The organism is Micromonospora sp. NPDC004336, from assembly GCF_053602615.1.
The window spans coordinates 1-9,590 of sequence record NZ_JBSGDY010000197.1 but is presented as its reverse complement, the minus strand read 5'-3'; the positions used below and the strand labels follow the sequence as shown (position 1 = coordinate 9,590).

Genomic DNA, 9,590 nt, shown 5'->3' with positions numbered 1-9,590 from the left:
GCGGCGGCGGCGGCGGCGGCGGCGGCGGCGGCGGCTCAACGCGTGACGCGGTGGCGCGTCACGGGTTGTTCGGGTCCAGGTTGCGCTCGCGCAGCAGCGCGTCCAGCTTCGCCTCGATCCGCTCGTCGGACTCCCGCGACTGGGAGGAGCCCCAGTAGTAGAACAGGGCGAGGCCGGCCGCCTGCCAGATCAGCTGGAGAAACTCGGACTGCCAGTTCTCGAAGGTGGACGCGAGGAACTGCGGCAGGAACTCCGCCCAGGCGAAGGACTGGCCGTGCTGGCTCGCCTCGTTGCTCTGCACCGCCGCCTGGAAGACGAACTGGCCGATCCAGGAGACCAGGAACAGCGCCCCGGTCACCAACGCGAAGGCGTACGCCTTGGGCCACCTCGGCTTGCGGAACGGCGGACCCTCGGCCCGGCCGGGCGACCGCCGACCGTTGGACGTGGCTCCGGACGGACCCGTGTCGGAGGCCGTCCTGGTGATGTCGGCCATCGCGATCCCCCTCTCGATGAATCCCCTGGTGAGGCCAATGCCCCGGGCCGATCGCGTCGAAACGGCGGCCCGGCGTGGCGGCCCGGCACCACTCAGACGCTATTGCAAATTCGTGGCAACAAGGCCTGGACACCCTCGGTCGAGGTAACTAGCCTGATGCCCATGAGTCCTTACATCACGAATGTCGCCGCGTGGCAGGAGAGCTGGGACCGCCAGCAGGAGGCGTACCTGCCGGACCGCGAGCACCGGTTCACCGCCATGCTCGACGCCGTCGACGCCGTACACGACGGCGATCGGCTCCGGCTGCTCGACCTGGCCGGCGGCACGGGCAGCATCTCCGAGCGGGCACTGCGCCGCTTCCCCGACGCCGAGGTGACGCTCGTGGACCTCGACCCGGCGCTGCTCGCCCTCGCCCGCGCCTCCCTCCGCGACCGGGTCACGATCGTCACCGCGGACCTCGGCCGGCCCGACTGGCACACCGCGCTCCCCCACCGCGACTACGACGCCGTGCTGACCGCCACCGCGCTGCACTGGCTGCCGGCGGAGCGGCTCACCCTGCTCTATGCCGAGCTGCGTGACCTGCTGCGCCCCGGCGGGATCCTCGTCAACGCCGACCACATGCCGGACGACGCGCTGCCCCAGCTCACCAAGCGCCTGCTGGATCGGGCGCGCGACCGCCGGACGGCCCGGCACGCCGCCGGAGCCGCCCTGTCCTGGGCGGAGTGGTGGGAGCGGGCGGCGGGCGACCCGACGTTGCGCCCGCTCGTCGCGCAGCGGCACGCCATCTATCCCACCGGGCACAGCCCCGAGTGGACCCCGCCGGTGTCCTGGCACCTGTCCGCGCTGGCCGCCGCCGGCTTCGCGGAGGTGGGCACGGTGTGGCGGGGCGGCGCCGACGCCGCCGTCGCCGGCGTGCGCTGACGGCCGGGCCGGTTGGGCCGGTTACGGCTGGGTTGGCTCGCTGGGCCGGGTGCGGCTGGACCGGCTCGGCCGGGTCGGGCGCGGCCGGATCGGGCTGGGTCGGGCGCGGCCGGGTCGGGCCGGGGCCGGGTGGGGCCGGGGCCGGGCCGGCGCAACTGGCATCCACGCGGTGTCGAGCTGAGTCGTTTACGACATCACGGCGTAGCGGAGAGTCGGCCCGCTACGCATCATGGCGGCGCCGCGGGTAGTCAAACCGGCATCCGAGGCGGTTTCGAGCGCCCCAGGAAGTTGAATCGTTTACGACATCAGCTCGACAGCGTGCGGCGGACATGCCATCACCCCTGGCGTTCGGCGCTGCCTCTGACGTTCGATGTCCCCGCCGCTGGCTTTTTCGCTGCCCCTCGTCCTGCCACCGGCTTCCACCCTGGCGCCGCCATCGTCGCCGCCAACCGCGACTGCCGCCCCGTCGCCGCCCCGCCCCGTCGACACCCCGCGCCGCCGCGCCACCCCGCGCCGCCGCGACCCCGCCCCGATTCGGCGTTGGAACCACGCCAGGCGTAGCCTGACCCGGCTTCCCGTCCGACCGCCGCGGGCCGGGCCGCCGGGCAGGTCGATCCTGACCAGCCGACAGGCGCGATCGGGCCACGGAGATGCCCGGGCGCCCGCCGCGAGCGGCCACTAGGCTGACGAGCACGCACCGACGGTCCCCGCCCGTGGCACCCGGCGGGGAGGAGAGATGTCCGGATCGGACCCACGCGTCGACGCCGACGTCGACCTACGCGTACCCGCCGACCGGGGCGAGTTGGCCGCGCGCCCCGGGGCGGTGCTCGGTGCCGTCGCCGCCGGCGGCGCGCTCGGTGCCCTGGCCCGGGCCGGCCTCCAGCATGCATTCCCGCACGGCCCCACCGTCTTCCCCTGGGCCACCTTCGGCGTCAACCTGACCGGGTGCCTCCTGATCGGCGTCCTGATGGCGGCGCTCGACCGTGCCGGTGGCCGCCGTCCCCTGCTGCGCCCGTTCCTCGGGGTGGGGGTGCTCGGCGGCTACACGACCTTCTCGACGTACGCGGTGGACGTCCACCAAGCGCTGGGCGCCGGCGCCCCGGCCGTGGCCCTGGGCTACCTCGCCGCGACGCTTGCGGGTGCGCTGGTGGCGGTCTGGCTCGGCGACGCGCTCGCCGGCCGGCTGCTCGACGAGGCGATCGACCGGACGGACGACAGCGCGGCCGGCCCGACGGACGACGGGGGCGGGCGGTGACCGTGCTGCTGATCGCGCTCGGGGCCGCCGTCGGCGCGCCGCTGCGCTACCTCGCCGACCGGGCGGTGCAGGCACGGCTCGGCTCGGCCTTCCCGTGGGGCACCCTGACGGTCAACGTCGTCGGCTCGCTGCTGCTCGGGCTCCTGGTCGGGCTGCCGGTCGGTCCGGCCGCCGGTGCCCTGCTCGGCACCGGCTTCTGCGGGGCGCTGACCACGTACTCGACCTTCGGCTACGAGACGGTGCGGCTGGCCCGGCGGGGCCGACGGCTCCTCGCCCTCGCGAACGTGCTGGCCAGCGTGGCCGCCGGTCTCGCCGCCGCCGGCATCGGCTTCGCCCTGGCCCACACGCTGACCGGCTGACCCGGCCGACCCGCTGGCGCCGACCGACCACGCCGACCGAGCCCGCACGGGGCCGACCGAGCTCACCGGACTGCCCGGCGGGGGCGGTCGCACCGACGCCCCCGCCGGGCGGGTCAGGCGGGCGCGTCCGAGGAAGCCAGCGCGACCACCGGGCCGAGCACGAAGACGGCCGGCGGGCCGATCCCCTCCCGGGCCGCGACCGCGCCGATCTCGTCCAGCCGGGCCGTCACCGTGCGCTGCCCGGGATGGCCGGCGTCCTGTACGGCGAGGACGGGGGTCTCCGGGGCGCGGCCGTGTTCCACCAGCGCCGAGGCGATCTTGCCGACCGTGTCGACGGCCATCAGCAGCACCACGGTGCCCCGGGTCCGGCCCAGCGCCGCCCAGTCGACAAGCGAGTCCGGGTGCCCGGGCGGCAGGTGCCCGGAGACCACCGTGACGTCGTGCGCGACGCCCCGGTGGGTGACCGGCACGCCGGCCAGGGCGGCGGCGGCGACCGCGCTGGTCACGCCGGGGACGACGGTCACCTCCACGCCGGCCGCCGCGCAGGCCTGGACCTCCTCGTGGCCGCGCCCGAAGACGTACGGGTCGCCGCCCTTGAGCCGCACCACCCGCCGCCCGGCGCGGGCGTGCGCGACGAGGGCGGCGTTGATGGCGTCCTGCCCCATCGACGGTCCCCGGGGCACCTTGGCCGCGTCGACGACCTCCACCCCGGGGCGCAGCCCGGCGAGCAGCCCGCGCGGGGCGAGCCGGTCGACCACCACCACGTCCGCCGCGTCGAGCAGGGCCCTGCCCCGTACGGTGATCAGGTCCTCCGGTCCGGGCCCGCCACCGACCACCGCGACGTGCCCCCGGCGCGGCCCCCCGGCCTCGTGCCCGCGCCGCCCCTCGACCTGGCCGCGCCGGTCGTGATCATGGTCGTGCCGGGCGCGGCCGTGAGCGTGGGCGTGGGCATGGGTGTGGTGGTGATGGTGGCCGTGGCCGTCGACCGGGTCGTCGGGGTGGTCGTGCGGGGTCTGCGGCCGGCCGACCTTGTCGGCGAAGCCCGGCATCGACACCCGGTACGCGCAGGTGTCGCAGTTCATCCGGATGTCGCCACGCCGCGCCTCGGCGTGCCGTTCGAGCACGAGCTCGGCGAGGGCGTCGCAGTCGCCGATCAGGTCGGCCACCCGCACGTCCAGGTCGGGGTGGGCGGCGGCGAAGGCGGCCGACTGGGCGACGATCCGGTCGGGCAGCACCCCGGCGAAGAGGAAGTACGGCGCGACGACGATCCGCCGCGCGCCGAGCCGGCGCAGCCGGTCCAGCACCGCCGGCACCGACGGCTCGGCCAGCGAGACGAAGCCCGGCTCGACGCCGGCGTAGCCGCGCCCCTCCCAGAGCAGCCGGGCTACCTTGGCCACCTCGGCGTTGGCGTCCGGGTCGGTGGAGCCGCGCCCGATCAGCGCCACCCAGGTGCCGGCCCGGTCGGCGCCGGCCAGCGCGGCGTCGACGCGCTGCTCCAGGGCGGTGTGCAGCAGCGGGTGCGGGCCCAGCGGCCGGCCGTAGGCGTAGCTCAGCCCGGGGTGGCGGTCCCGCTCGCGGGCCAGCGCGGCCGGGATGTCGCCCTTGCCGTGCCCGGCGGCGGTCAGCACCAGCGGCAGCGCCACCAGCGACCGGTGGCCCCGGTCGACGAGCGCGCCCACCGCGTCGGTCAGCGGCGGCCGGGACAACTCGATGAAGCCGCCCTCGACGTCGCCGACGGCACCGGCCGCGCGCCGGCGGACCCGCTCGACGAACGCGACGAACTGGTCGACCCCGGCCGCGCTGCGCGTGCCGTGCCCGACGATGACCAGAGCGGTCACTGCTCCTCCTCCACGTACAGCAGGGCGTTGAGGGCGGCGGCGGCGACCGCCGAGCCGCCCTTCTCGCCCCGGTTGGACACCCCGGGCAGGCCGCTGGCCCGCAGCGCCGCCTTCGACTCGGCGGCGCCCACGAAGCCCACCGGCAGCCCGACGACCAGCGCCGGCCGGGCGTCCAGGGTGATCAGTTCCTCCAGCGCGGTCGGGGCGCAGCCGACCACCCACACCGCGCCCGGACCGACCCGGTCCAGGGCGATCCGGACCGCCGCCGCCGACCGGGTGACGCCCGCCGCGCGGGCCAGTTCGGCGGCGGCCGGCTCGGCGACCGGGCAGACGGTCTGGCGACCGGTGATGCCGGCGGCCACCATCGCCACGTCGGTCACCACCGGCGCGCCGGCGCGCAGGGCGGCCAGCCCGCCGACCAGGGCCGCCTCGTCGCAGACCAGGTCGGTGACGTAGTCGAGGTCGGCGCTGGCGTGCACCACCCGCTCGGTGACGGCCCGGGTCAGCGGCGGCAGGTGCGCCAGGTCGACCCGGGAACGCAGGATCCGGTACGACTCCCGCTCGATGGGGTGCACGACCCGGGTCACGGCCGTACCGTCCCGGCGCCGTAGCGCTCGTCGTAGCGGCGCAGCTTCCACAGCGCCACGGCACCGCCCCAGGCGAGCACGAAGAGGGCCACCACGGCGTACCCGAGCTGCTCGAAGTGGCCGGCGATCCCCGCGTACCCGGACAGCGCCGTCACGCCGAGGTGGTCGACCAGCAGGCCGGCGGCGTAGACGCTGGCGACCAGGCCGCCGACCAGCACGGTCACCGCCGTGGTGGCCAGGTTGTAGTAGAGCCGCCGGGCCGGGTGCCGGTACGCCCACGAGTAGGCGCGGCTCATCAGCAGGCTGTCGGCGGTGTCCATCGCGGACATCCCGGCGGCGAAGAGCAGCGGCAGGGTGAGCAGGGCGAGCACGGGCAGCCCGCCGGCGGCGGCGGTGCTGGCCGACAGGGCGAGCAGGGTCACCTCGCTGGCCGTCTCCAGACCCAGGCCGAAGAGGAACCCGACCGGCGCCATGTGCCAGGAGGAGCGCACCAGCGCGCGGGCGCGGGAGCCGAGCACGCGCTGCACCAGGCCCCGGTTGAGCAGGTGCAGGTCCAGCTCCCGCTCGTCGAGGTCGCCGTGGCGCAGCCGCCGCCACAGCCGCGCCAGGCCGGCCAGCACCGCCGCGTTGAGCGCCGCGACCAGGGCGAGGAACAGCGTGGCGGTGAGGACGGCCACGGTGGCGCCCACCTCGCGGGCCTCGGCGAGCCCGGGGCCGGTGAGGTTCGCCGAGGCGAGGCCGACCACCAGGGCCAGCAGCAGCACCACCCCGCTGTGCCCGAGGGCGAAGAAGAAGCCGACGCCGACCGGGCGCCGCCCGCGCAGCAGCATCAGCCGGGTGGTGTCGTCGATCGCCGCGATGTGGTCGGCGTCGAAGGCGTGCCGCACGCCCAGCAGGTAGGCCAGCGTGCCGGCCCCGGCGAGGCCGCCGGCGGCGGCGGGCTGGTCGTTCCAGTACAGGTAGAGGCTCCAGCCGGCGACGTGCAGCACGGCGACGGCGAGCACGATGCCGCCGAGGCGCAGCCGTTCGGCGCGGCTCCACCGGCCGGCCGGGGGTGCGGTGCTGACCGCGGTCGTACTCATCGGCTTCCTCCACGTTGGTCGGGTCCGGTGACGCGGATCGCGTCGACCGGGCAGATCTCCAGGCACTCCAGGCAGCCGGTGCAGCGGTCGTCGCGGACGGCGAGGCCGCCGGGCACCGGCCGGATGGCGTGCGTCGGGCAGGTGAGCAGGCAGGCGCCGCAGCCCTGGCAGGCGCCGATGGTCACCGCCGCCACCGGTACCCCCGCGGGGTGACCATCCGGCCGGCGACGATCCGGGTCTGGCTGCTGCCCACCACCACGACGCTGTACATGTCGACCAGCGCCGGGTCGAGGTCGGCCAGGGTGGCCAGGTGCACCCGCTCGCCGGGTCGGCTGGCGTTGCGCACCACCCCGACCGGGGTGTCCGGCGGCCGGTGGGCGGCGAAGACCGCCAGCGCCGCGCCGAGCTGCCAGTCGCGGGCGCGGCTGCGCGGGTTGTAGAGCAGCGCCACGAAGTCGCCCTCGGCGGCGGCGGCCACCCGGCGGGCGATGACCTCCCACGGGGTGTGCAGGTCGGACAGGCTCAGGTAGGCGTGGTCGTGGCCGAGCGGCGCGCCGAGCAGGGCGCCGGCGGCCAGCGCTGCGGTAACCCCGGGCACGCCGACCACGTCGATCCGCTCGTCGGCGTGTTCCAGGGCGGGGCTGGCCATCGCGTACACGCCGGCGTCGCCCGAGCCGACCAGCGCCACGGCGTGACCGGCGACGGCCTCGGCGACGGCGGCGCGGGCCCGTTCCTCCTCGGCGCCGAGCCCGCTGGTCAGCACCCGGGTGCCGGGGCGCAGCAGGTCGCGCACCTGCTCGACGTACTGGTCGAGGCCGACGACCACGGCGGCGCGGCGCAGCTCGGTCACCGCGCGGGCGGTGCGCAGGTCGGGCGCGCCCGGACCGAGGCCGACGATCGCCAGCCGGCCGCGCGGGGCGTGCCGGGCCACCGCCACGGTGGCCATCGCCGTCGCGGTCTTCGGCACCAGCAGCTCCGCGTCGCCGCCGAGCAGCGCCGCCGCCTCGGCGACGCTGGGGGTGCCGACGGCGGCGCGGACCACCTCGCTGGGGTGCGGCACGTCGACGGCCGCCAGCTCCGTCGCCGGATGCGTCACCAGGGGTACGCCGAGCGCGTCGGCGGTCGACCGGATGCCCGCCTCGTCGGCCTTGATGTCGGCGCTGGCGAGGTGCCGCAGGCTGGCCGGGCTGAGGCCCGCTTCGGCGAGCACCCGGTCCAGCAGGCCGCGCACCTCGGCGGCGGGTACGCCCCGGCTGGCCCCCACCCCGGCGACCAGCGACGGGGGCCGCAACACGGCGGTACGGTCGTCGAGCGGCACGATCCGGTCGGTGACCAGCAGCCGGTACCCGCCGCCGGCCGCCTCCCCGGGCCCGGCCGGGCCGGCCGGCGCACCGGGCCCGGCCTGGCCGGCCGCCGCACCGGACCCGGCCGGGCCGGCCGGCGCACCGGGGCCGTGCGGGGCGGCCGGCGGGGCCGGGTCGGCGGGTGCGACCGGCGTCGGGGCGGGGCGCACGTTGTCGGGCAGCGCGGGCAGCGGCCAGGCGGCGTCGGCGACCAGCGTGACCCGGTCGCCGTCGAGGATGGCGCGGCCGACGGCGGCGACCGCGCCCTCGACGGGCCAGCCGAGGGTGTCCAGGCCGGGCAGGCCGACGGCGTCGCTGGCGGTGGTGATCACCGGCCGCGCGTCGAGCGCCGCCCCGACCCGCCCGGCCAGGTCGTTGGCGCCCCCGGCGTGCCCGCCGAGGAGCGCGACCGCGTGCCGGGCGGCCTCGTCGACCACCACCACGGCCGGGTCGGTGTGCTTGTCGCCGAGCAGCGGCGCGAGGATGCGCACCACCGCCCCGGTGGCCAGGAACGCCACCACCGCGTCGCACCCGGTCCAGGCGGCGCGCAGCGCGTCCGCGACGGTGTCCGCCGTGACGAGGCGGGCGTGCGGCCAGGCGTCGGCGAGGACGCGGGCGTGCCGCCGCCCGGCGGCGGTGGCGGCGACCAGGCCGATCCGGGTCGGCCGGTCCGTGGCGGTGGGTGGGTGGTTCACGGGCGCTCCCCGGTGAGGACGACCACCGGGTTGGTGGCCGCGAGTCGGATGGATCCGCCGGGCAGGTCGGCGAGGCGGGCGCCGGAGAGCTGGACGCCCTCCACGGCGTAGCCGGCGGCGCGCAGCAGCCCGACCGCCGGGGCGACGCGGTCGACGGCGGCAAGGGTGACCACCACCCGCTCCGGCCGGCGGTGCGTCACGGCGGCGAGCACGTCGGCGCCGCCGCCGCCGACGAAGACGGCGTCCGGGTCGGGCAGCCCGGCCAGCGCGGCGGGGGCGGCGCCGACGACCAGCCGGACGTCGACGCCGTGCCGGGCGGCGTTGGCGCGCACCGGCGCCGCCGGGTCGCGTTCGACGGCGACCACGGCCGCCCCGAGCAGCGCGCACTCGATGCCGACCGAGCCGCTGCCCGCGCCGACGTCCCAGACCAGCCGGCCGAGGCGGGGCCGCAGCCGGGCGACGGCGAGGGCGCGTACCTCCGACTTGGTGATCATGGAGTCGCGGTGCGCGTAGGCGGACTCGGGCAGCGCCCACCCGCCGGCCGGCGCGGCGGCCGGCTGGTTGTCCGACCGCATCCCGGCCGCGCCCGGCTCGCCGGCGAGGCTGAGCAGCACGTGCGGGTCGTCCCAGTGGCCGGCGGCGGCCTGCTCGGGGGTGGTCTCGGTGAGCCGTTCGGCGTCGGTGCCGAGGTGCTCGGCGACGACCAGCCGGCGGGTCCAGCCGACCAGGCCGGCGCCCAGCTCGGCGGCGCCGGCCCCGGGTGCGGTGAGCACCGCCACGGCGGGCAGCGCGCGGCAGGCGTTCAGCGCGGGTCGCGGGTCACGGCCGTGCGCGGTGACGACGGCCGCGCCGTCCCAGGGCAGCCCGGCGCGGGCGAACGCGGCGGCGACGCTGGAGACCGCCGGCAGCACCCGCAGCGGCAGCCCCGCCGCCCGCAGCCGCCGGACGACGCCGAACAGCCCGGGATCCCCGCTGGCCAGCACGACGGCGGGCACCCCGGCGGCGACGGCGGCGGCC

Annotated in this window: 9 protein-coding genes and 1 pseudogene; 3 read left to right on the top strand and 7 right to left on the bottom strand. The window is 77.5% G+C overall.

The window, feature by feature from the left end; translation table 11 throughout:
- Positions 1 to 58 precede the first annotated feature (58 nt).
- Positions 59 to 493: a DUF6766 family protein gene (locus ACWENR_RS27020; RefSeq protein WP_452279765.1), complete on the bottom strand. Its 435-nt coding sequence runs from the start codon at positions 491 to 493 to the stop codon at positions 59 to 61.
- 162 nt (positions 494 to 655) lie between these two features.
- On the opposite strand from ACWENR_RS27020, the gene ACWENR_RS27015 reads away from it, so the two are divergent.
- The 3 genes from ACWENR_RS27015 to crcB all read left to right on the top strand — a co-directional run bounded on the left by ACWENR_RS27015 (position 656) and on the right by crcB (position 3,028).
- On the top strand, positions 656 to 1,414 hold the full coding sequence (locus ACWENR_RS27015) for a class I SAM-dependent methyltransferase (protein WP_452279764.1): 759 nt from the start codon (positions 656 to 658) through the stop codon (positions 1,412 to 1,414).
- A gap of 736 nt (positions 1,415 to 2,150) precedes the next feature.
- Positions 2,151 to 2,669, top strand: a complete 519-nt coding sequence (locus tag ACWENR_RS27010; RefSeq protein WP_452279763.1) for a fluoride efflux transporter FluC — start codon at positions 2,151 to 2,153, stop codon at positions 2,667 to 2,669.
- Positions 2,666 to 3,028 (top strand): fluoride efflux transporter CrcB, encoded by a 363-nt coding sequence (gene crcB, locus ACWENR_RS27005; protein WP_452279762.1) that lies wholly within the window; start codon positions 2,666 to 2,668, stop codon positions 3,026 to 3,028. The genes ACWENR_RS27010 and crcB overlap by 4 nt, the downstream gene beginning before the upstream one ends.
- A 113-nt stretch (positions 3,029 to 3,141) precedes the next feature.
- On the opposite strand, the gene cobA is transcribed toward crcB, so the two are convergent.
- The 6 genes and pseudogenes from cobA to cbiE all read right to left on the bottom strand — a co-directional run.
- Complete coding sequence (cobA, locus tag ACWENR_RS27000; RefSeq protein WP_452279761.1) at positions 3,142 to 4,866, bottom strand: uroporphyrinogen-III C-methyltransferase; 1,725 nt, start codon at positions 4,864 to 4,866, stop codon at positions 3,142 to 3,144.
- Positions 4,863 to 5,453 carry a precorrin-8X methylmutase gene (locus ACWENR_RS26995; protein WP_452279760.1) on the bottom strand — a complete coding sequence of 197 codons (591 nt, stop codon included), beginning with the start codon at positions 5,451 to 5,453 and terminating at the stop codon, positions 4,863 to 4,865. The genes cobA and ACWENR_RS26995 overlap by 4 nt, the downstream gene beginning before the upstream one ends.
- A complete protein-coding gene (locus ACWENR_RS26990; RefSeq protein WP_452279766.1) occupies positions 5,450 to 6,442 on the bottom strand; it encodes a HoxN/HupN/NixA family nickel/cobalt transporter in 993 nt (330 codons plus the stop codon). The genes ACWENR_RS26995 and ACWENR_RS26990 overlap by 4 nt, the downstream gene beginning before the upstream one ends.
- Positions 6,443 to 6,505: 63 nt before the next feature.
- Positions 6,506 to 6,729, bottom strand: a pseudogene (locus tag ACWENR_RS26985) (DUF362 domain-containing protein); the annotation flags it as partial.
- On the bottom strand, positions 6,717 to 8,573 hold the full coding sequence (gene cobJ, locus ACWENR_RS26980) for a precorrin-3B C(17)-methyltransferase (protein ID WP_452279759.1): 1,857 nt from the start codon (positions 8,571 to 8,573) through the stop codon (positions 6,717 to 6,719). The pseudogene ACWENR_RS26985 and the gene cobJ, both read right to left, overlap by 13 nt.
- On the bottom strand, positions 8,570 to 9,590 hold a 1,021-nt coding region (gene cbiE, locus ACWENR_RS26975), incomplete at its 5' end, for a precorrin-6y C5,15-methyltransferase (decarboxylating) subunit CbiE (protein WP_452279758.1). The genes cobJ and cbiE, both read right to left, overlap by 4 nt.